Annotated in this window: 22 protein-coding genes; 11 read left to right on the top strand and 11 right to left on the bottom strand. The window is 55.6% G+C overall.

Annotated features, from left to right (window positions below; genetic code table 11):
* The first annotated feature begins 73 nt into the window (after window positions 1–73).
* On the top strand, window positions 74–958 hold the full coding sequence (dapA, locus tag ACUTQW_RS04155; protein ID WP_006324954.1) for a 4-hydroxy-tetrahydrodipicolinate synthase: 885 nt from the start codon (window positions 74–76) through the stop codon (window positions 956–958).
* A 93-nt stretch (window positions 959–1,051) separates the two neighbouring features.
* On the top strand, window positions 1,052–1,657 hold the full coding sequence (gstA, locus tag ACUTQW_RS04150) for a glutathione transferase GstA (protein ID WP_445654805.1): 606 nt from the start codon (window positions 1,052–1,054) through the stop codon (window positions 1,655–1,657).
* Window positions 1,658–1,693: 36 nt separating this feature from the next.
* On the opposite strand, the gene pdxY is transcribed toward gstA, so the two are convergent.
* The 5 genes from pdxY to anmK all read right to left on the bottom strand — a co-directional run bounded on the left by pdxY (window position 1,694) and on the right by anmK (window position 6,243).
* Window positions 1,694–2,554 carry a pyridoxal kinase PdxY gene (gene pdxY / locus ACUTQW_RS04145; protein ID WP_006324953.1) on the bottom strand — a complete coding sequence of 287 codons (861 nt, stop codon included), beginning with the start codon at window positions 2,552–2,554 and terminating at the stop codon, window positions 1,694–1,696.
* Window positions 2,555–2,620: 66 nt separating this feature from the next.
* Window positions 2,621–3,895 (bottom strand): tyrosine--tRNA ligase, encoded by a 1,275-nt coding sequence (tyrS, locus tag ACUTQW_RS04140; protein ID WP_004943805.1) that lies wholly within the window; start codon window positions 3,893–3,895, stop codon window positions 2,621–2,623.
* Window positions 3,896–4,033: 138 nt separating this feature from the next.
* Entirely contained in the window at window positions 4,034–4,687 is a 654-nt protein-coding gene (pdxH, locus tag ACUTQW_RS04135) for a pyridoxamine 5'-phosphate oxidase (RefSeq protein ID WP_004943802.1), read from the bottom strand.
* Between the two features lie 86 nt (window positions 4,688–4,773).
* Window positions 4,774–5,076, bottom strand: coding sequence for an MliC family protein (locus tag ACUTQW_RS04130; RefSeq protein WP_004943799.1), 303 nt, complete (start codon window positions 5,074–5,076; stop codon window positions 4,774–4,776).
* Between the two features lie 45 nt (window positions 5,077–5,121).
* The gene (gene anmK, locus ACUTQW_RS04125; RefSeq protein ID WP_006324951.1) at window positions 5,122–6,243 is read right to left on the bottom strand and encodes an anhydro-N-acetylmuramic acid kinase; all 1,122 of its coding nucleotides are present in this window, start codon (window positions 6,241–6,243) and stop codon (window positions 5,122–5,124) included.
* Window positions 6,244–6,608: 365 nt separating this feature from the next.
* Between anmK and ACUTQW_RS04120 the strand changes: the two genes are divergently transcribed.
* Window positions 6,609–7,073, top strand: a complete 465-nt coding sequence (locus ACUTQW_RS04120; RefSeq protein ID WP_004943793.1) for an outer membrane lipoprotein — start codon at window positions 6,609–6,611, stop codon at window positions 7,071–7,073.
* Window positions 7,074–7,165: 92 nt separating this feature from the next.
* Here the strand turns inward: ACUTQW_RS04120 and slyA are convergent, their stop codons facing one another.
* Window positions 7,166–7,600 carry a transcriptional regulator SlyA gene (gene slyA / locus ACUTQW_RS04115; protein WP_004943789.1) on the bottom strand — a complete coding sequence of 145 codons (435 nt, stop codon included), beginning with the start codon at window positions 7,598–7,600 and terminating at the stop codon, window positions 7,166–7,168.
* A gap of 180 nt (window positions 7,601–7,780) precedes the next feature.
* On the opposite strand from slyA, the gene ACUTQW_RS04110 reads away from it, so the two are divergent.
* Genes ACUTQW_RS04110 through ACUTQW_RS04100 form a run of 3 tightly spaced genes read left to right on the top strand, consistent with a single transcriptional unit; the run spans window position 7,781 to window position 10,921 of the window.
* Window positions 7,781–8,017: a DUF1656 domain-containing protein gene (locus ACUTQW_RS04110; protein ID WP_004943785.1), complete on the top strand. Its 237-nt coding sequence runs from the start codon at window positions 7,781–7,783 to the stop codon at window positions 8,015–8,017.
* Between the two features lie 3 nt (window positions 8,018–8,020).
* The gene (locus ACUTQW_RS04105) at window positions 8,021–8,878 is read left to right on the top strand and encodes an efflux RND transporter periplasmic adaptor subunit (protein WP_006324949.1); all 858 of its coding nucleotides are present in this window, start codon (window positions 8,021–8,023) and stop codon (window positions 8,876–8,878) included.
* A 9-nt stretch (window positions 8,879–8,887) separates the two neighbouring features.
* A complete protein-coding gene (locus ACUTQW_RS04100; protein WP_006324948.1) occupies window positions 8,888–10,921 on the top strand; it encodes an FUSC family protein in 2,034 nt (677 codons plus the stop codon).
* Between the two features lie 6 nt (window positions 10,922–10,927).
* Here ACUTQW_RS04100 and sodC read toward each other — a convergent pair whose 3' ends face one another.
* Window positions 10,928–11,452 (bottom strand): superoxide dismutase family protein, encoded by a 525-nt coding sequence (gene sodC / locus ACUTQW_RS04095; protein ID WP_006324947.1) that lies wholly within the window; start codon window positions 11,450–11,452, stop codon window positions 10,928–10,930.
* A 241-nt stretch (window positions 11,453–11,693) separates the two neighbouring features.
* Between sodC and ACUTQW_RS04090 the strand changes: the two genes are divergently transcribed.
* A complete protein-coding gene (locus ACUTQW_RS04090; protein ID WP_006324946.1) occupies window positions 11,694–13,538 on the top strand; it encodes a polyurethane esterase in 1,845 nt (614 codons plus the stop codon).
* 59 nt (window positions 13,539–13,597) lie between these two features.
* On the opposite strand, the gene ACUTQW_RS04085 is transcribed toward ACUTQW_RS04090, so the two are convergent.
* The 3 genes from ACUTQW_RS04085 to ACUTQW_RS04075 form a co-directional block, all read right to left on the bottom strand.
* The gene (locus tag ACUTQW_RS04085) at window positions 13,598–14,494 is read right to left on the bottom strand and encodes an aldo/keto reductase (protein WP_004943773.1); all 897 of its coding nucleotides are present in this window, start codon (window positions 14,492–14,494) and stop codon (window positions 13,598–13,600) included.
* A 99-nt stretch (window positions 14,495–14,593) separates the two neighbouring features.
* Window positions 14,594–14,833, bottom strand: coding sequence for a DUF1289 domain-containing protein (locus ACUTQW_RS04080; RefSeq protein WP_004943770.1), 240 nt, complete (start codon window positions 14,831–14,833; stop codon window positions 14,594–14,596).
* 21 nt (window positions 14,834–14,854) lie between these two features.
* Window positions 14,855–15,784 carry a LysR substrate-binding domain-containing protein gene (locus ACUTQW_RS04075; RefSeq protein WP_020438924.1) on the bottom strand — a complete coding sequence of 310 codons (930 nt, stop codon included), beginning with the start codon at window positions 15,782–15,784 and terminating at the stop codon, window positions 14,855–14,857.
* Between the two features lie 140 nt (window positions 15,785–15,924).
* On the opposite strand from ACUTQW_RS04075, the gene ACUTQW_RS04070 reads away from it, so the two are divergent.
* The 4 genes from ACUTQW_RS04070 (at window position 15,925) to ACUTQW_RS04055 (ending at window position 20,268) form a co-directional block, all read left to right on the top strand.
* A complete protein-coding gene (locus ACUTQW_RS04070; protein WP_006324944.1) occupies window positions 15,925–16,566 on the top strand; it encodes an NAD(P)-dependent oxidoreductase in 642 nt (213 codons plus the stop codon).
* A 152-nt stretch (window positions 16,567–16,718) separates the two neighbouring features.
* On the top strand, window positions 16,719–18,356 hold the full coding sequence (eptA, locus tag ACUTQW_RS04065; protein WP_006324943.1) for a phosphoethanolamine transferase EptA: 1,638 nt from the start codon (window positions 16,719–16,721) through the stop codon (window positions 18,354–18,356).
* 103 nt (window positions 18,357–18,459) lie between these two features.
* A complete protein-coding gene (locus ACUTQW_RS04060) occupies window positions 18,460–19,080 on the top strand; it encodes a TetR/AcrR family transcriptional regulator (protein ID WP_037430813.1) in 621 nt (206 codons plus the stop codon).
* A 90-nt stretch (window positions 19,081–19,170) separates the two neighbouring features.
* Window positions 19,171–20,268, top strand: a complete 1,098-nt coding sequence (locus tag ACUTQW_RS04055; protein ID WP_445654804.1) for an alkene reductase — start codon at window positions 19,171–19,173, stop codon at window positions 20,266–20,268.
* Between the two features lie 118 nt (window positions 20,269–20,386).
* Here ACUTQW_RS04055 and idi read toward each other — a convergent pair whose 3' ends face one another.
* Window positions 20,387–20,926 carry an isopentenyl-diphosphate Delta-isomerase gene (gene idi, locus ACUTQW_RS04050; protein WP_004943754.1) on the bottom strand — a complete coding sequence of 180 codons (540 nt, stop codon included), beginning with the start codon at window positions 20,924–20,926 and terminating at the stop codon, window positions 20,387–20,389.
* Between the last annotated feature and the right edge of the window lie 121 nt (window positions 20,927–21,047).

The raw sequence follows: 21,047 nt of genomic DNA, 5'->3' as shown, positions 1-21,047 counted from the left end.
ATTCATTATCGGCGGATATCCTCTGGCATTTTCTCATCTGGCTTATCTGTCGTTTGCACTGAAGGAACTTATTATGGCTTCATTTTCCGGTATTTGGGTTGCGCTGGTTACCCCATTCAATAATAACGCCGTCGATCTGCCTGCGGTTAAACGGCTGGCGCAATACCTGATCGCCTCCGGCGTCTCCGGGTTGGTGGTCTGCGGCACCACCGGTGAAGCGGCGGCGTTAAGCAAAGAAGAACAGTTGGCGGTGCTCGACGCGGTGCTGGACGTCGTGCCGGCCAGCCAGGTGGTGATGGGGTTATCGGGCAATAACATGCTGGACACCCTGCAGATGCAGCAGGAGATCCAACTGCGCGACATCGCCGGGGTGCTGATCCCCGCGCCCTATTACATCCGCCCATCGCAATGCGGCCTGGTGGATTACTTCACCCAACTTGCCGATGCCTCGAGCGTGCCGGTGATCCTGTACAATATCCCGCAACGCACCGGCATCGTGATGGAACTGCAAACTATCAGGAAGATCGCACGCCATCCGCAGGTAAAAGCGATCAAGGACTGCGGCGGTAACCCGGACACAACCATGGCGCTGATTGACGACGGCGAGATCGACGTCATGACCGGCGAAGATAACCTGATCCTCACCACCCTGTGCCTGGGCGGTACCGGTGCGATTTCCGCCTCCGCGCACATTTATCCGCAGCGCTTTGTGCAACTGGTGCAGCAAGTCGCCGACGGCGATCTGGCTGCGGCGCGAGCGAACTTCTATGCACTGTTGCCGATGATCCACCAGATGTTCAGTTTCCCCAACCCGGCGCCGGTCAAAGCCGCTCTTGCTCAACAGGGCCTGATCCGCAACGAGCTGCGTTCGCCGATGCAAATCGTACCACAGCCGATGCAACAGCAAATTGCCGTGACTCTGGCGCAGTTACAACCGGAAGAGGCGCTGATTAGCTAAATTATGTCAGCTAACCCGCTGTAATTTTAGCGTTATGGAACTAAGATCAGAGGTTAAGCATGCCTGTCATTCATCACAATCAAGGAGCTTCCGATGAAACTGTTCTATAAAGCCGGCGCCTGTTCTCTGTCCCCACATATTGTGTTGCGCGAGGCAGGTCTGGATTTTACGGCGGAAAAGGTCGATCTGGCGCAGAAAAAGACCGAAAGCGGCGCAGACTACCTGGCGATCACCCCCAAAGGACAGGTACCGGCGCTGCTGCTGGATGATGGCAGCCTGCTGACCGAGGGCGTGGCGATTGTGCAATATTTGGCGGACCGCGTGCCTGATCGTAACCTGATCCCGGCGGCGGGTACGCTGTCGCGCTATCATGCCATAGAGTGGCTGAACTATATTGCGACCGAATTGCACAAGGGATTTAGCCCGCTGTTTAATCCAAAAACGCAGGATGAATACAAGAGCATCGCACGCGCCAAACTGGAGCAGCAGTTCAGCTATTTGGACTCCGTGCTGGCGAAGCAGCATTTCCTGTTGGGAAACCGATTCAGCGTGGCGGACGCCTATCTGTTTACCGTTTTGCGCTGGGCCATTTCCCAACAGTTCGATCTCAAAAAACACCCCCAGTTGGCAGCGTATTTTGATCGCGTAGCGGCGCGGCCAGCGGTGGATGCGGCGTTGAACGCCGAAGGTTTGAAATAATTCCAAGCCCCGGCTGCACGGCCGGGGCTACAGAACTTACAGTTTTACCGCTTTGAATTCGCAGTTCGGTTGCGCGATGCGGTCTTGCGCCGCCACTACCTGCAGTTCGTACTCGCCCATTGCCTGGGTTGTCAGCATCACCTCATACACCGCTGCGGTCACATGCTCCAATGCTTTATCCAGCGCCACCGCTTTCAGTAAATTGACCAGCAACAGACCGCTGGTCAGATCGCCCACGCCTACTGGCTGACGAACGCCAAAATCCACCAGCGGACGACTGATATGCCAGGCTTCATCCGCCGTGACCAACAGCATTTCGAAACAGTCGATATGATAGCCGGCGCGGCTCAGGTGTTTGACCAGCACCAGCTTCGGCCCTTTGGCGATCAGTTCGCGTGCTGCGCTTACCGCCTGCCCGACGTCAGTCACTTCCCGCTGGCTCAGCAGTTCCAGTTCCAGCAGGTTTGGCGCAATCATGTCGCTGCACTGCAGCGCCTGTTGGCAAAAAAACTCCGCCACGCCCGGCGCAACGATGCAGCCTTTCTCAGGATGCCCCATCACCGGATCGCAGAAATACCAGGCGCCCGGATTAGCCTGTTTGACCTGACGAACCACCTCGAGAATATGGCTGCCCTGCTCCGGCGAACCGATATAGCCACTCAGCACCGCATTGCAGTTTTTCAGTTGATCGATGGCCGCAATCCCCTGAGCGATCTCCGTCAGGTGGCTGGCCGGCATCACGCAGCCCGTCCATTTGCCGTACTGGGTATGATTTGAAAACTGCACAGTGTTCAGCGGCCAGACGTTAACGCCCATACGGCGCATGGGGAATTCAGCCGCACTGTTGCCCGCATGCCCAAACACCACATGCGATTGAATAGAAAGAATGTTTTTCATCAACACTGACGGTCCTGTCACCTTAAAAAATAAAGGGGCCTCGAAAGGCCCCTCATTGATATTTAATTATTTCCAGTCGATCAGGCAATAATGTTTTTTACCCCGGCGCAACAGCGTGTAACGGCCGAACAGACGATCGCTGTCGCTGAACGCGTATTCGGCGTTGGACTGTTTCTCACCGTTGATGGTCACCGCGTTGGAACCGATCATGGTGCGCGCCTGGCCACGTGACGGTACCAGTTCAGCATTCACCAACGCCTGCTGCAGATCCGCATCGCCATCCAGTTTGATGGTTGGCATGCCGTCTTGCGCCAACTGGGCGAAGTCCGCTTCGGTCATCTCATGCAACGCACCGGAGAACAGGCTCTGGGTGATGCGCTTGGCCGCAGCCAGCCCTTCCGCGCCATGTACCATGCCGGTCACTTCTTCCGCCAGCACATACTGGGCACGCGGCGCTTTGCCGCTGTTCTTGTCTTCTTCTTCCAGCGCGTTGATGTCTTCCAGGCTCATGAAGGTGAAGAACTTCAGGAAACGGTAAACGTCGGCGTCGGCGGTGTTGATCCAGAACTGGTAGAACTTGTACGGGCTGGTTTTTTCCGGTGCCAACCACACGGCGCCGCCTTCGGTTTTACCGAATTTGGTGCCGTCCGCTTTGGTGATCAACGGAACCGTCAGGCCGAACACCTGTTTCTGGTGCATGCGGCGAGTCAGATCGATACCGGACGTGATGTTGCCCCACTGGTCGGAACCGCCAATCTGCAGCTCTACCTGATGGCGGTTGTACAACTCGGAGAAGTCGAAACCCTGCAGCAGGTTATAGGAAAACTCGGTGAAGGAAATGCCCGAGTCGTCGCGGTTCAAACGTTGCTTCACCGCTTCCTTGTTGATCATCTGGTTCACGGAGAAATGCTTGCCGATGTCACGCAGGAAGGTCAGCACGTTCATGCCGCCAAACCAGTCATAGTTGTTGGCGGCGATGGCGCTGTTGCTGCCGCAGTCGAAATCGAGGAACGGGGAAACCTGTTTGCGGATCTTTTCCACCCACTCATTCACCGTCTCGGCGGTATTCAGCTTGCGCTCAGCCGCTTTGAAGCTCGGATCGCCGATCAGACCGGTCGCGCCGCCTACCAGCGCGACCGGCTTGTGGCCGGCCAACTGGAAGCGCTTCAGGCACAACAGAGGAACCAGATGGCCCAAATGCAAGCTGTCAGCGGTCGGATCGAAACCGCAATACAGTGCAATTGGCCCTTGCGCCAGTCGCTCTGCTAACGCTTCCTCATCCGTAACCTGGGCAACGAGGCCCCGCTCTTGCAGTTGTTTAATCAAGTTGCTGCTTGCCATCAATGACTCCATGTATAAACGAATGCACCTTTGTCGGTACACGACCTTCCGCCCACTGGCGAAATATAAAATCGGGGTAGCGCATAGAATAAAGCGCCGGCGGCATCAGTGCCAGCGCTTAAGGGGGATTTTCAGTCTTCAGGGCGCCAGTCGGTCAATTTTCCAGTCATTCCCATCGCGCTGATACAAAAAGCGGTCATGCAGGCGGTGTTCGCCGCCCTGCCAGAACTCGACAGAATCGAAATTAACGCGGAATCCGCCCCAGAAACTCGGCAACGGCACTTCGCCCTGCTGGAATTTTTGCTTCAGTTCGAGGAATTTGCTCTCCAGTACGCCGCGTGCGGAAATACGCGATGACTGCTGCGATACCCAGGCGCCGATTTGGCTGTCTTTCGGCCGACTGGTGAAGTACTTCATGACTTCCAGCGTGGACAGACGTTCTGCCTTGCCAAGGAAAATCACCTGGCGATCGAGCATATGCCACGGAAACAGCAGGCTGATGTGCGGGTTTTGCGCCAACTGCTGCGCCTTGCGGCTGCCGAGGTTGGTATAAAAGACCAGCCCTTTGTCGTCAAAATGCTTGAGCAGCACGATACGTTGATAGGGCTGCCCATTTTCATCCACCGTAGCCACACACATGGCGGTAGGATCGGCCAGACGCGCCTCACAGGCCTGTTTCAGCCAGCGTTCGAACAATTCCAGCGGATTTGCGGTCAGATCGTTGCGGCGCAGGCCGCCACGGGTGTATTCACGGCGCAGGTCCGCAACATCAAACTCATTATTTTCAATCATCTGGTTTATCAACCAACCGAAAAAATCGTCGTTACATTCTGCGCCTGCAGCGCCAGAATCTCAATCGTTCTGACGCCGCCGGCCGATCAGTTAGCCAGTACGCAGTCGCTCATAATCACCTTGTCATTACGTTCGACATAGGCGTTTTGGCCCTTCGACCAGAAACTGTACTTACCGTCGCTGTATTTCGCACCGGACATGACCAGCACCTGTTTCAGCTTCAGTTGCTCGCCATCCATCAGAAAGCTGGCCGTACTTTCCTTACCGTCCACCGACACCGTCAACGGCGTGGTGCCGCACTGGTAATGCAGAGTCTGGCTGCTTTGCGGCAACACGTAGCTGCAACCCGCCAATGCCAGTGCGCCCGCGGCAGTAATCATTTTTTTCATGCTGTTGCTCCTTAGGGAAATCTGTCGATTTCTATCCTAACAGAGCTAACGGGACCCTAAAGGCAAAACCGGATAAATCCCACCCAGCAGGGTTTCACGGCTGGCGCCGGTGACCGACGGCAGGTTGCCGGCCTGCCCGGACAGGGTACGAAACGCCAGCCAGGCAAAGGCCAGCGCCTCCATATCGTCGCCACTGACGCCGAAATCATCGGTCAGACACACTTCGGTGCCCGGCAACAGCGCGGACATTCGCGCCATCAACAACGGGTTGCGCGCTCCGCCGCCGCACACCAGCAAACGCTCGCAGCCGCCCGCCAACTGTACCTGTTCGCAAATGGTGACCGCCGTCAGTTCCGCCAGGGTGGTTTGCACATCGACGGGGCTGATAGCCTGCAAGCCCGAGAGCTGACGCTCCAGCCAGGCGGCATTAAAATATTCACGGCCAGTGCTTTTCGGCGCAGGCAGCGCGAAGTAAGGATCGGCCAACATCTGTTGCAACAACGGCAGGCAGACGCGCCCTTCCATCGCCCATGCACCGTCTTTATCGTAAGGCTGCGAGCGATGACGCCATACCCAGGAGTCCATCAGCATATTGCCCGGCCCGGTATCGAACCCCCGCACCGGTACGCCTGGCAGCAGCAGCGACAGGTTGGCGATGCCGCCAATATTCAGCACCATACGGCGTTCTGTTTGATGCGCCAACAGCGCCTGATGAAACGCCGGCACCAGCGGGGCACCCTGGCCGCCGTAGGCCATATCGCGGCGGCGAAAATCGCCGACGGTGGTGATATTGGTCAACGCGGCGATGCGGTTGTTATCGCCCAGTTGCATCGAGAAACTCGCGTCGCCGCCAGGCTCATGCCAGACCGTCTGGCCATGACAACCGATAGCCGTGATGTCATGCGCCGAGACGCCGGTTTTTTTCAGCAAGCCGAGCACCGCCTCGCCAAACAGCATCCCAAGCTGTGCATCCAGTCGGCCCACCGCAGAAAGCGTGGTCTGCTGGCCCTGGCACATGCCCAGAATGTCTTGCTTCAGTTGGATCGGCATCGGGTGGCTGTAACTGGCCTGCTGCGCGACCATTCGTCCGTCGATTGCGGCAAGCACCACATCGACGCCATCCAGACTGGTGCCAGACATAACACCTATATAGCGGCCTGACTTCATAGCAACATCCTTTAACCCGCACGGGGAAACAAACTTTCAACCGATAAATAAACCAGAATTAGGCCATTAACGCCATGAATTATGATGCCTTTTTTCACCTCTGTGAGCGATGCGCCTGTTTTTACCTGTCGCCCACGCAGATAACGACGGCTAAACCCCGGCTCAACCCGCAACGGAATTTGTTCCAGCCCTGTTATAAAGCTAAACCACCGTTTATTATTGGTTGAACAGAGTAAAGTTAAGCTTCGTGCAGTGACGGGGCATGGTGATGTACGTGTGTTTACGCCATACTTTGTCTATTATTTTCACTGAATCTGGCCTGGCAAGATTTCCCAGGTTATGGACTACTACAACAGGAGTTTTATATGATCAAGCGTCTTCTCGTCGTTGCCGTCGCCGCAGTTACGCTGGCAGGATGCGCCAATGAATCTATGTCCGGCGACGTCTATTCGTCCTCGCAGGCTAAACAGGTTCAGACCGTGACTTACGGTACGCTGGTTTCTGTCCGTCCAGTCAAGATCCAGGGGAGCGACAGTTCGAATACCATTGGCGCTATCGGCGGTGCGGTCCTTGGCGGCCTGCTGGGTAACACCGTAGGTGGCGGCACCGGCCGTACCCTGGCAACCGCTGCGGGCGCAGTGGCAGGCGGCGTAGCCGGCAACAGCGTCGGTGAGCTGGCAGGACGCACTTCGGGTTATGAGTTGGAAATCAAAACCGACCAGAAAGAGAACATCGTGGTGGTTCAGAAGGCTGGCGCAACCAAGTTCAGCGTAGGCCAACGTGTGCGTATGGCGCGCACCGGCGACACCATTACCGTCTCCCCGCTGTAAACGTAAGCGGAAGCTGAAAGGTAAAACCGGAGGCCAAGGCCTCCGGTTTCATTTCCGATGCTGTGAAATCTAGTCAAATAAAGAAAACATTATTATTGTTTATTTTGTAATTCAGTGATGTTTTGTTCCAGCTTGCCAATCAAACCTACCAACTGTTGTACTTCATCGGTGGTAATGCCGCTCAAAATTTCACCGCGCGTAGAGCTGATGACGCTGTCGACTTCCCTGATGATGGGATCGGCCGCTTCAGTCAACTTGATACGCTTGGCACGCCGATCGTTAGCGCAAGTGTGACGGGTAATAAGCCCTTTCTCTTCCAACTGGTCCAGTGTTCGAACCAACGAAGGTTGTTCAATGCCGATCGCCTTGGCCAGTTGGATCTGCGACTGCTCCGGCGGTAGCCGATTGATATTGTGCAGGGTAACCCAATGTGTTTGCGTGAGCGCCAGCGGCTTGAGCCGATGATCGATAAGCGCGCGCCAAACACGAACTAATCGTGCTAAATCTGAACCTAATGATGACTCCACTTCCCCCTCCTTATAATTAGCATGCTAATATAACCTTCCAAAGCTTAGACCATTCTGAGTAACTCACATTAAAAACACAAATGTATATAATGTATGTTGAAGAAATAGCCACCGTTTTGGTCAATTATTGTTTATCCTTTACGCAAATATTTAACATATTCACTCTTAGGGACTGTTAATGTGAATGGTTCATGGCTTCACGTCGCCTCCCCTCTGCCCGATTTGGTGCTCGGAGCCTCGCTCTATTTTCCGCCCCTATTTAAAGCTTTTTTGCTCGGGTCAGTTTTATGGCTACTGGCACACCACCTGTTGCGGGACTGGATTTATTCCGGCGAAATTTGGCATCCCCTGTTGATGGATTTGTCTATTTTCGTCATCGCCGTCAGTGGTTCCTTATGCATTTTAGCGAGTTGGTAACTCATGACGCATAAAACGTTAAAATATTTTTCTACGGTAATCGTTTGTGCCATTGCCCTGTGCGCCGGTTGGTGGTCGTGGAATTATTATATGCAATCCCCGTGGACCCGTGATGGAAAAGTGCGCGCCGAGCTCGTCAATATCACACCAGAAGTTTCTGGGAGATTAGAGAAAATAACCGTACATGACAATCAGTTCATACCTGCGGGAAGTCTGATTTTTACTCTCGACCCGGTGCCATACCAGATTGCGCTGGACAATGCTGAGGCCGCGCTGGCAAAAGCGCAGTCCGATCTGGCCAGGGCCGATCATGAGGCAGCGCGCCGCCGCGGCCTGCCGAAAAACGTTATTTCTGCTGAAGATATGGACGAATCAAATTTAGCCGCACAAGCAATGAAAGCCGCGTATAAAGCCGCTGACGCTAATCTGAAACAGGCTAAATGGAATTTAAGTAAAACTAAAATGTACGCGCCTGCGGATGGCTATATCACTAATTTGCAAGCCCGGGTTGGAAACTATGCCAGCGCCGGTACCCCTCTGGTGGCGCTGGTCGACGCGCACTCATTTTATGTGCTCGGATATTTTGAAGAAACCAAACTGAAGCATATAAACGAAGGCAACAAAGCGGACATCGTTTTATATAATGGCAACATTCCTCTGCAGGGCCAAGTGGAGAGCATCGGTCGTGCCATTAACGATCAAAGCGTCGACAACAGCAGTGATTTATTAATGGATGTGAAGCCCAACGTTCCCTGGGTACGGCTGGCGCAGCGTGTGCCGGTGCGGATAAAACTGCTGAACGTGCCCGCCGATCTGCCTTTAGTGGCCGGCACTACTTGCACCATCGCCATTCATCAGTAAGGCTAACCAGTGAACCTGCCTTTTTTGGAATGGAGCCGTACCCCCTGGGGTAAGGCCAACGGTGGCCAGTGGCGGTATGCGCTGCGCAACTCGCTGGCCATGTGTCTGTCATTGTGGGTGGCGTTCGTCCTCAATCTCGACGAACCTTATTGGGCGTTGACCTCCGCGGCAGTGGTCAGTTTCCCCACCGTCGGCGGCGTCATCAGCAAAAGCATCGGGCGCATTATCGGCAGCCTGCTCGGTGCCGCCGCTTCTGTGGCCATTGCCGGCCATTGCCTGAACGACCCTTGGCTGTTTACCTTGTTTATCGCCGCCTGGATCGGTCTGTGCACGTACATTTCCAACCATTACCAGAACAACGTCTCCTATGCCTTCGCGCTGGCGGGCTATACCGCCGCCATCATCGCCTTCGGCACGGTCAACGTCACCGATACCCAACAAATCTTTGATATCGCTCAGGCGCGCGTCTGCGAGGTCATCACCGGTATTCTGTGCGGTGGCGTGATGATGATGATTCTGCCAAGCACCTCCGACGGCGAGGCTCTGCTGACCTCGTTACGGCGCATGCAGTTGCGGCTGTTGGAACATGCCGCGATGCTGTGGCAGCCGGAAATCACCGCTCAAATGCGCACATCGCATGAGGGCGTCATAGGTCAGATCCTGACCATGAATCTGCTGCGTATTCAGGCGTTCTGGAGCCACTACCGGCTGCGGCGGCAGAATAACGTGCTTAACTATATGCTGCACCAGCAGTTGCGCCTTACCAGCGTGATTTCCAGCCTGCGCCGCATGCTGTTGAATTGGCCGGACCATCCGGCCAATCTGGCGGCCGTCCTGGATCAATTGCTGACAGAGTTACGCGCTCCCGCCACCGACAAATACCGGCTGGCGCGTATCCTGCAGCAGATAGCGCCCCAGGATCCGACAGATTACCGCCACCGAGCCTTCTGGCTGCGACTGCGCCATTTCTGTTGGCTGTATCTGCGCTGCAGTCGCTGGTTGCAAAAATTGGAAGGTGCCACGCCGGTCAGCGATATCCAGCCCCCTCGCGTGACCTCTCTGGCGCGCCATACCGACAGTTACGAAGCCGCCTATAACGGCCTTCGCACCTTTTTGTGCATTATCATCGGCTGCGCTTATTGGATTAATACCCAGTGGGATGCAGGCAGTTCGGCTCTGACGTTAACCGCCATCAGTTGCGTGCTCTATTCTTCTACCCCTTCGCCGATCAACAGCATCACCACCTTGTTGAAAGCGGTCTTGTTGCTTTCGGTTGCCTGTTTTGTAGTGAAATTCGGGTTGATGATCCAAATCGATGATTTTTGGGTGTTCTGCGCTTTTCTGTTCCCCATTCTGGTCACCCTGCAGATGATCAAACTGCAAAACCCGCCCTACGCCGCGCTGTGGGGGCAACTGATCGTATTCATGGGGTCTTTTCTCACCGTCACCAACCCACCCAGTTACGATTATCAGTCGTTCCTCAATGACAACATCGGCAAGATTGTTGGGGTATTGTTTGCCGGTTTGGCCTTCCAGATCCTGCGGCCCAGCTCTGACAAGCGCAAAAGCCGGCGCATTATCCGCGCCCTGCGGCGCGACTTTAGCGATCAACTGAGCAAAAAACCGCAGCAGAGCGAGAGTCAGTTCGAATCGCTGATTTATCACCGCGTCAGTCAGTTGAATCAAAGTCAGGATCAGGAGGCGCGCAGCTGGTTATTGCGCTGGGGCGTGGTACTGCTCAACTGCAGCCATATCGTTTGGCAATTGCGTGATTGGCAAACCCGCTCCGATCCGCTCTCGGCGGTGCGCGACGTCTGCATTCACTGTCTACGGGACATTATGACCGAGAAAGGCGTACAGCATCGCTCGTTGGATGCCACCCTGCAGGAACTGCTGCGCATGAGCAATGCGCTGGCGCACCACCCGGAACAGGCGGCGCGCGATCTTGCCGGGTTGATTTGGCGGCTTTACTGTTCGCTGCAACAGTTGCAGCAGGCGATCAACCCGCCTGACGAGGTTGCGGCCACACCGGCCGCCCGTTAAACCCGATTACCCTTTAATCACACCGCAGGCAAAACGTTCCCCTCCGCCACCCAAGGGTTTCGGATGATCGGAGTGGTTGTCGCCGCCGGCATGTACCATGAGCGCTTTGCCGGTGATTTCGCTGATTTTTTTCAGCCGTGGCGCCAGCACCGGATCCGTGGACATGCCGTCTGCCGTAACGTAAATGGCCGGCAGATCGCCCAAATGGCCGTCTGCGTAAGGGCCAAGGTGCTTGCCGGTTTTTTGCGGATCAAAATGCCCACCCGCCGCCAGCGCCGCTACCGCCTTACCCTCTTTCATTCCCGGCTCGCAACTGCCGTTCTCATGCACGTGAAAGCCGTGCACTCCGGCCGGCAACGCTTTTAACTGAGGGGTAAACAGCAGGCCGTAAGGCGTTTCGCTGATCGTGACTTTGCCAATCTCCTGGCCAATTCCCTGTCCGGTCACCAGATTCATGTCAACATCCACCGTTGCCGCCTGGGCGACGCCACAGGCCATCAGGCCGAAGGCCGCATACCAATAATGTTTCATTAATCGCTCTCCATGGAATATCTGTGAACCTTGAGTATAGGGTAACGGGTGATGTCACCGCTCAGAATGGGGATAAATCTGGCGATAAGATTCGCATTATTAATAATTCACACTAATAATAATTTTACCGCCCGTGGTCATCCGACCAGTTGTCGTTCGGTTTGTTCTGTTCACCTACACTCGCTGCCAGTGCTATTTGATGATTAAACAAGCCAATGCAGCAAACTCATAAGGAACTGATATGGGCATATTTAATTACCAAGGTCTCGATGATGCGAAATCAAAAACGTTATTTTCTGATGCGTTGGCGATCTCCACGTACGCATATCACAATATCGATAATGGTTTTGACGAAGGCTACCACCACTATGGCTTTGGTCTGGGTTTGCCGTTTACGCTGGTTACCGCGCTGATTGGCAGCACGCAATCACAGGGCGGGCTGCCCGGCATTCCCTGGAATCCCGATTCGGAAAAAGCGGCGTTAGACGCGGTTAATAACGCCGGATGGTCCTTGATTAGCGCTGACCAATTAGGCTACCAGGGCAAAACGGATGCTCGCGGCACCTATTACGGCGAGAGTCTGGGTTACACCACCGCGCAGGCTGAGGTGCTGGGAAAATATGACAGCACAGGCCACCTCATCTCGATTGGCATCGCCTTTCGCGGTACCAGCGGGCCACGCGAGTCATTAATTACCGACAGTATCGGCGATCTGATCAACGACCTGCTGGCAGGCTTCGGGCCCGAAGGCTATGCCGACAATTACAGCCTGAAAGCTTTCGGCACGTTACTGGGCGATGTGGCTAAATTCGCCCAGGCGCATGGCCTGACCGGCGATGATGTCACCGTCAGCGGCCACAGCCTGGGCGGGTTGGCGGTGAACAGCATGGCAGCGCTCAGCGACGATAACTGGGAGGGGTTCTACTCGCAATCCAACTACGTGGCGTTCGCTTCGCCAACGCAATATGAAACAGGCGGCAAAGTCATTAATATTGGTTACGAAAACGACCCGGTATTTCGCGCACTGGATGGCACCACGCTAACGCCGGCATCCTTGGGCGTCCATGATGCGCCACAGGAGTCCGCCACCAATAATATCGTTAATTTTAACGATCATTACGCCTCTGCCGCCTGGAATATCCTGCCCTTCTCCATTTTGAATCTTCCGACCTGGTTATCCCATTTACCGTTCTTTTATCAAGACGGCTTAATGCGGGTGCTGAATTCAACGTTTTACTCTCTGACCAATAAAGACTCGACGGTGATTGTGTCCAACCTCTCCGAGGTGACGCGCGGCAATACCTGGGTGGAGGATTTGAACCGCAACGCCGAGAAACACAGCGGCCCGACCTTTATTATTGGCAGCGAGGGCAATGACTTGATCAAAGGCGGCACGGGCAACGATTACCTCGAGGGCCGCGCCGGTAACGACACTTTCCGCGACGGCGGTGGGTTTAATATCATTGTCGGCGGTGAGGGAAATAACACGCTGGACCTGCAACAGGCATTGAAGAAAAACGAGGTGGCTTACGACGGCAATACGCTTTATCTGCGTGACGCCAACGGCGGAATTACCCAGGCAAACGATATCAGCACCTTGCGCAGTAAAGAAACCACGCTGTTGATCTTTACCAAAGACGTAGACCATCAGGTGACCGATGCCGGGCTGAAATCAGGCTCCAGCCTGAACGCCTACGCCGCGTCATCCAATGGCAGTGACGGCGCCGATATCCTGCACGCCAGAGCCAGCGACAGCTGGTTGTTTGGCAAAGGGGGCGATGACCAGCTGTTTGGCCACAGCAGCGGTAACCTGACCTTTGTCGGCGGTAACGGCAACGATACCCTGCAGAGCGCCGGCAGCAACAATACCTTCCTGTTCAGCGGCGATTTTGGCAACGATAAGGTGTACCACTTTGGCTCCAGCGACAAACTGGTTTTCCTCGGGACCCAGGGTGCCAGCGGCAATTTCCGCGACTATGTTTCGCAACAGGACGACGGGCTGGCATTGGCCTTCGGCGAAAACAAAGTGACGCTGATCGGCGTGAACCTCGAACATCTCAACGATAACCAGGTGGTGCTGGCGTAAAATACAAAAGCCGGGCACCTATGGGCCCGGCTTTTTCTGAGGGCTAACTCGTCTGACGCTTAAGGCACATCGTAACCCAGTGCCGCCTTGCGGATGCGGAACCACTGTTGGCGGTTCATCGACAGATCTTGCGCCTTCAGCGCCGAACGCACGCGCTCAATCTTGCCGGAACCGATAATCGGCAGCGGTGCCGACGGCAGGCGCATGACCCAGGCATACACCACCTGCTCGATAGTGTCGGCGCCAATCTCCTGCGCCACCGCCTGCAATTCATCACGTAGCGGTTGGAACTCCGCGTCGCTAAACAAGCGACCGCCCCCCAGACAAGACCAGGCCATCGGCTTGATACGCAATTGCTGACACTGATCCAAGGTGCCATCCAAAATAGCCGGCTGGTGGATCGGCGAAATTTCAACCTGATTGGTGACCAGCGAGAACGGCAGACGCGACTGCAGCAGCGTAAACTGTGCCGGCGTGAAGTTGGAAACGCCAAAATGACGCACCTTGCCGCTTTTGTGCAGAGCGACAAAGGCCTCCGCCACTTCATCGGCCTCCATCAGCGGATCCGGACGATGAATCAGCAGCAGATCAAGGTAGTCGGTATGCAGCAGCTCCAGCGAACGTTCGGCGCTGTGCACAATATGATCGCGGTCCGTGTTGTAATGGCCGATCGGGTTGCCAGGCTTGGCCGTTGTGGCGATCCCGCATTTAGACACCAGTTCCATCGACTGACGCAGCGAGGGTTTAAGGCGTATTGCCTCACCGAACGCCTGCTCGCAGGCATAGCCGCCATAAATGTCCGCGTGGTCAGCGGTGGTCACACCCAGCTCGATATGCTGTTCGACAAACGCCAGCAGTTGCTGCGGCGTCATGCCCCACTCCATCAAACGCCAGTATCCGCAAATCATGCGGGAAAATTCAGGCCCCTGCGGCGCGAGTTGAATACGGTTTACCATCGTTAAAACCTCATGACATTGTTTAATGCCAGCATACACAAGCGGATAAGAGCGTGGGAAGCGGAAAGCTGCGTTAACGTGCGGCAGATCAGGAAAGGTTCAGAACAGCGACGGCTGTTCCGGTTGCGGCTCATCAGGCAGTTTATTGGCCCGTTGCAAGCGCAGGAAGCGTTGGTGACACAGGCGCAGCACATCGCGTTTTTGCGCGTCGCTCATTTGCATCCAGCCAAAGCGCTCCTCGCGACTGCGCAGGCAGCCACGGCAGAAACCGCGCTCATCGGCCTGGCAAATGCCGCGACACGGGCTGGGGATGTCGAAAAACTCAAGCTGCTGCGGCACACGTCCTCCTGCATTCTCTTGCTAATTGAAGACGCCATTGGCGCCGCTGGCAAGTGACTTTTCGGTATGGCGGCGAAAATAGTCGCGTAAATAGCGCAACGCCTGCCGATTTTTTTCCGGCATCGCCCTTTCCAGCGTCAGCGCATGCAGCCGTAGCGGCACAGGCCGCCATTCGGGCAACAGCAGGATAAGTTCACCGCGCTGCAATTCATCCTCAATTTCATACAGCGGCTGCACCGAGATCCCCAGGCCACTGCGGGTAAAGCCGCGCATGACGGTCATGCTGTCGCTGACGATCTGCCCCTCCGCCAGCCGTAGTTTGAGCTGCTGCCCACTTTGATGGTGCAAATCCAGATGCGCGCCGCTGTGAATGCCGGAGATCCAACGGTGCGCCACCAAATCCTGCGGTGTCTCCGGCACCCCGTGCTGGCTGAGATAACGCGGCGCGGCGCAAAGCACCATCGGCCACTCGGCCAGCGGGTGGGCGATCATACTGGCATCTGCCAACTGACGGTTGACCCGCAGCGCGATATCGATCCGCTGCTCGATCATGTCGACGATCCGGTCGTCCGCCAGTACGCGCAGCGTCAGTTTGGGGTGCGCCTGCAACAGCGGCGCCAACGCCTCCGCCAGTGGGCGCCCGCCAATACCGACTGTGGTGGCGATACGCAGTTCACCCACCAGGGTGTCGCGCAATTCCGCCAGCCGTTGTTCCGCCTGCTGCGCTTGGGACAACATCGCCTCGCAGCCAGGATAGAACGCCGCCCCCGCTTCGGTGAGCGCCAATCGCCGCGTGGAGCGGTGCAACAACGGCACGCCGAGCGTTTTTTCCAGCGAACGCATGTGCTGGCTGACCGCCGACGGTGTCATGCCCAACCGCCGTGCGGCACCGGCCAGCGACCCTTCGGCCACCACGATGGCGAATACCGCCATTCGATTCAGTTTATCCACGATTATGAAGTTTTACTTAATCAAGAAAGCATGAATATGGCACTAATCAGATCTATTGTTAAGTACTAGAGTATATGCAACCGCTCAGGTCAATCCGACCTGACCCTGATACCGACCCCATTTCTGACAGGAGCAAACAGATGAAAGTAGCCATTATTGGAGCAACCGGTTTTGTCGGCCGCCGCGTGGTGGACGAAGCGCTGGCGCGCGGATTGCAAGTAACGGCGATTGCACGGCAGCAAAAAGATCTGCCGGATGACGCCAACCTGACCGTAGCGCTGGGCGATATCGCCGACACCGAATGGCTGACGAAACAGCTGGCCGGGCAAGACGCGGTGATCAGCGCCTACAACCCGGGTTGGGCGGAAGAGAATCTGTACGAAAAAACCACTGTCGGCGCACAACAGATCCTGACCGCAGTGGAAAAATCCGGCGTTAAACGCCTGCTGGTGGTCGGCGGTGCCGGCAGCCTGGAAGTGGCTCCGGGCGTTGAACTGGTGGACACCCCGCAATTCCCGGAAAATATCCGTCCAGGCGCACAAGCGGTGCGCGATTTACGCAACAAGCTGCGTAACGGCTCTTCGCTGGACTGGACCTATCTTTCCCCTGCTGCGCTGCTGGAACCGGGCAAGCGGACTGGTCAGTTCCGCCTCGGCACCACCCAGCTGCTGATGAATGGCCAGGCTCCGGCCAGCATCTCAGTGGAAGACTTGTCGGTTGCCATTCTCGATGAAATCGAAAAACCGCAGTTTATTAAAGCGCAGTTTACCGCTGCTTATTAATCACCCCGCCAGGCCGCGATCCTCGCGGTCTGGCGACTGTAAACTAAACCAAAAGTAAACAAACCCGCCACCATTCTGAATCTCTAAGGTTTTCTTAAGTTTCATCCTGTAAATTTCAGCGCATTACTCACTATCAGGATTCAGATTTGGCAATGTGGTTACGTCAACGCTTACAGTGCAACAGCCTGGGGTTTATCCTCGCCAGCGCCTTGTTTTTCACTCTGTTCCAGAACGCGTTATTCCTGCATAAGGCCTGGTCGTATATCAATTTCGATAGCGTCCACAACCTGATCTTCGCCGCCACCATGCCGGTAGTGATTTTCTGTGCGCTGAACATTATCTTCAGCCTGCTGACCGTGCCTTTCCTGCGCAAACCGCTGATGATTTTCTTCCTCCTTGGCAGCGCTGCCGCGAACTACTTTATGTTCAGCTACGGCGTGGTGATCGACGGCAACATGATGCAAAACGCCTTCGAAACCAACCCGCAAGAGGCGACCGCTCTGTTGACGCCACGCATGGGATTGTGGCTGGTGCTGCTTGGCATCTTGCCTGCGGTGTTGGTCTGTTTTACCGAAATCCGCATCACCCGCCCGTGGTGGTATATGGCCGGGCTGCGCGCCGCCAACGTGATGCTTTCCGTGGTGGTGATCCTGATTATCGCCGCGCTGTTTTATAAGGATTACGCCTCGCTGATCCGCAATAATAAAAGCGTGGTGAAAATGCTGACGCCGTCGAACTTCGTTTCCGGCACCATCAAATTTACCCAGCAGCGCTATTTCACCCGTAATCTGCCGCTGGTGAAAATCGGCGAAGACGCACGTAAAGGGCCGCTGATCGCCGGGCAACAAAAGAAATCCCTGGTGATCCTGGTTGTGGGTGAAACTGCCCGCGCCGAGAATTTTTCGCTCGGCGGCTACGGGCGTGAAACCAATCCGCGCCTGAAGCAAGACAATGTGGTGTACTTTAAGAACGCCAGCTCCTGCGGTACCGAAACGGCGATCTCTGTCCCCTGCATGTTCTCCAATATGCCGCGCAAGGACTACGACGCCACCCTGGCGACTCACCAGGAAGGCATGCTCGACGTATTGGCGCATGCCGGCGTCAACGTACTTTGGCGTGAAAACGACGGTGGGTGCAAAGGCGCTTGCGATCGCGTGCCGCACGTCGACATGACCAAGCTGAAACTGCCGCAGGATTGCGATGGCGACGTCTGTATGGATAACGTGCTGCTGTATAAGCTGAACGACTACATCAACGGCCTGAAAGACGATAGCGTGATAGTGTTGCACCAAATGGGCAGCCACGGGCCGGCCTATTTCCGCCGCAGCACGCCGGAGTTCCAGAAGTTTTCGCCAACCTGCGACAGCAATCAGATCCAGGATTGCACCCATGAGCAGCTGGTAAATACTTATGACAACTCATTGCTCTATACCGACACCATGCTGGATGACACCATCAAGCTGCTGCAACAGCACAGTGACAAGTTCAATACCGCGCTGGTTTACCTCTCCGATCACGGCGAATCCCTGGGTGAAAATGGCATGTACCTGCACGGTACGCCTTATGTGTTTGCTCCCAGCCAGCAGACCCACGTTCCTTTCCTGATGTGGATGTCCGCCGACTATGAGCGCAACTTCAAGATTGATCGCCAGTGCCTGAACAAGATGGCCGAACAGGATGAGATCTCGCAAGATAATCTGTTCCATACCCTGCTCGGTATGCTGAACGTGCAAACCCGCGAGTATCAGTCGCAGTTGGATATTTTGCAACGCTGCCGCAGCGGGGCATAACGGCTTAACTTCTGCCCCCTGATCGGGCAAAATGCCCTGCTTCGTAACCGGCGTTTTTGCGCCGGTTTTTTTATTGCTATTGACCTAGACCAATCGGTCTATTATGCTAATCCTCATTATGACGAAACATGCGCACTGCCCCGTAGATACACGTGAACATCTGCTCGCTACCGGCGAGTCCCTTAGCTTGCGCCTGGGTTTTACCGGCATGGGGCTGAGCGAACTGCTGGCCACGGCGGGTGTGCCGAAAGGTTCGTTCTATCACTATTTTCGCTCGAAGGAAGCCTTCGGCGAAGGCATGCTGCAGCGTTATTTCGAACACTACGATGCTGAAATGCAACGGCTGTTTAGCGACGATAAAAGCGACGCTCGCCACCAGTTGCTGAGCTATTACGCCCAGGCGATCAGCTTCCATTGCCGCAGCGAATGCCATAACGCCTGTTTGGCGGTGAAACTCTCCGCCGAAGTGAGCGACCTGTCGGAACCCATGCGCCACGCGTTGGAAATCGGCACCGCACGGGTGATTGGCCACCTGCAGGATGCCATCGAGCGCGGTATCCGCGAAGGATCGCTGTCGATAACCATGAGCCCGGCGGCCACCGCAGAAACGCTGTACTCACTGTGGCTTGGTGCCTCGCTGCGCGCCAAAATCCGCCGTTCGGTCGCCCCGCTGACCAGCGCGCTGGAAAGTATTGAATTGCTGTTGCGCCCGCCGCAGCCGTAAACGCAACACCCGAGCTTTACCGAAAAATCACTCTGTTGGGCTGTTATTTAGCCATTACTAGTCGACCGGTCTATTAATATAGGATGCACTATGAAGATTGAAAAATTGTTCTCCCCGCTGAAGGTTGGCTCTGCAACTTTGCCAAACCGCGTGTTTATGGCCCCGCTGACGCGTCTTCGCAGCATTGAGCCTGGCGATATTCCTACTCCGTTGATGGCCGAATATTATGCCCAGCGCGCCAGCGCCGGTCTGATCGTGACCGAAGCCACCCAGATTTCTTTCCAGGCGAAAGGCTATGCCGGCGCTCCGGGGCTGCATACCCCAGAGCAGATCGCCGCGTGGAAAAAGATCACCCAGGCCGTACACGATAAAAACGGCAATATCGCCGTTCAGTTGTGGCATGTGGGCCGTATCTCCCACAACAGCCTGCAACCGGGCCAACAGGCACCGGTAGCTCCTTCCGCGATCAATGCCGACACCCGCACCACCGTGCGTGACGAAACCGGTGCCTGGGTACGGGTTCCAACCTCGACCCCACGTGCGCTGGAAACCGAAGAGATCCCGGGCATCATTAACGATTTTCGCCAGGCAAGCGCCAATGCGCGTGAGGCCGGTTTCGACTTTATCGAGCTGCACGCGGCCCACGGTTATCTTCTGCACCAGTTCATGTCCCCAGCCTCCAACCAACGCACCGATCAGTACGGCGGCAGCATCGAAAACCGCACACGTCTGACGCTGGAAGTGGTCGACGCGACCATCGCCGAATGGGGTTCGGAGCATATCGGCATCCGCATTTCGCCGTTGGGCCCGTTCAATGGTCTGGATAACGGTGAAGATCAGGAAGAAGCGGCGCTGTATCTGGTCGAAGAGTTGAATAAGCGCAACATCGCTTTCCTGCACATTTCCGAACCGGACTGGGCAGGCGGCAAACCTTATTCCAACGCCTTCCGCGATTCAGTGCGTGCCCGCTTTAAAGGGGTAATTGTCGGCGCAGGCGCCTACACCGCCGAGAAAGCCGAAGAGCTGATCAACAAAGGCTTTATCGATGCGGTGGCCTTTGGCCGCAGCTACATCGCCAACCCGGATCTGGTCGAGCGTTTCAAACAGAACGCACCGCTGAACGAGGCGCAGGCGGAAACCTTCTACGGCGGCGGCGCCGAAGGCTACACCGATTATCCGACGCTGTAAGTAAGATAAAAAGCCCGCCGGTGCGCGAATGCCGGCGGGCTTTTTGCTGTTTATCGGCAAAGCCGCTGGGGCTGGTAAAGGCGGCTCTTGTCGTACAACGCGAATGCAATTAATGCAATTAATGAGTCGCCAACGTCGCCCAACGCGCGATCTCGTTGGCATCGACAGTATTCATTATTTCCCGAAACCAAACGGTAAATTTATCTGGGCTCCGTTTTATCTCGTCAGTTAATTGCTGAATATCCATCCACAGCCAGCTATGGGCTTCGGCAGGATCCCCCTGAGGTTCGCCATCAAATAATCCCACGTAAATATGATCGAACTCGTGCTCAATTAAGTCGCCCGGCACCTCTGACCGATAAATGAAGCTGGAGACCTGCTGCAACTCGCTGCTGAACCCCATCTCCTCCTGCAACCGACGCTGCGCCGCTGCTGCCGTCGCCTCTCCCCAGCGCGGGTGGCCACAGCAACTGTTGGTCCATAACCCAGCCGAGTGATATTTACTGAAAGCTCGCTGTTGCAGCAGTAAACGACCCTGGCTATCGAAGATAAAAATTGAAAACGCCCGGTGCAACAACCCCTGCTGATGTATCCGCGTTTTTGTTTGCGAGCCGATGGAATTATCATCGGCATCAACCAGAATCAGCATTTCATCCACTGATGGCCTCCTTCGGCAAGAGCGATGACTTCGTACTGGCAAAAAACTAACCAGCCCCAAATTTATCAATTGACGCGATCCAACCCTGGTCCGCTATCAGACCTCGCTCCCCTTGAGGGGG

Source organism: Serratia sp. TSA_7 (genome assembly GCF_052692135.1).
This window is presented reverse-complemented; position numbering and strand designations above follow the sequence as displayed.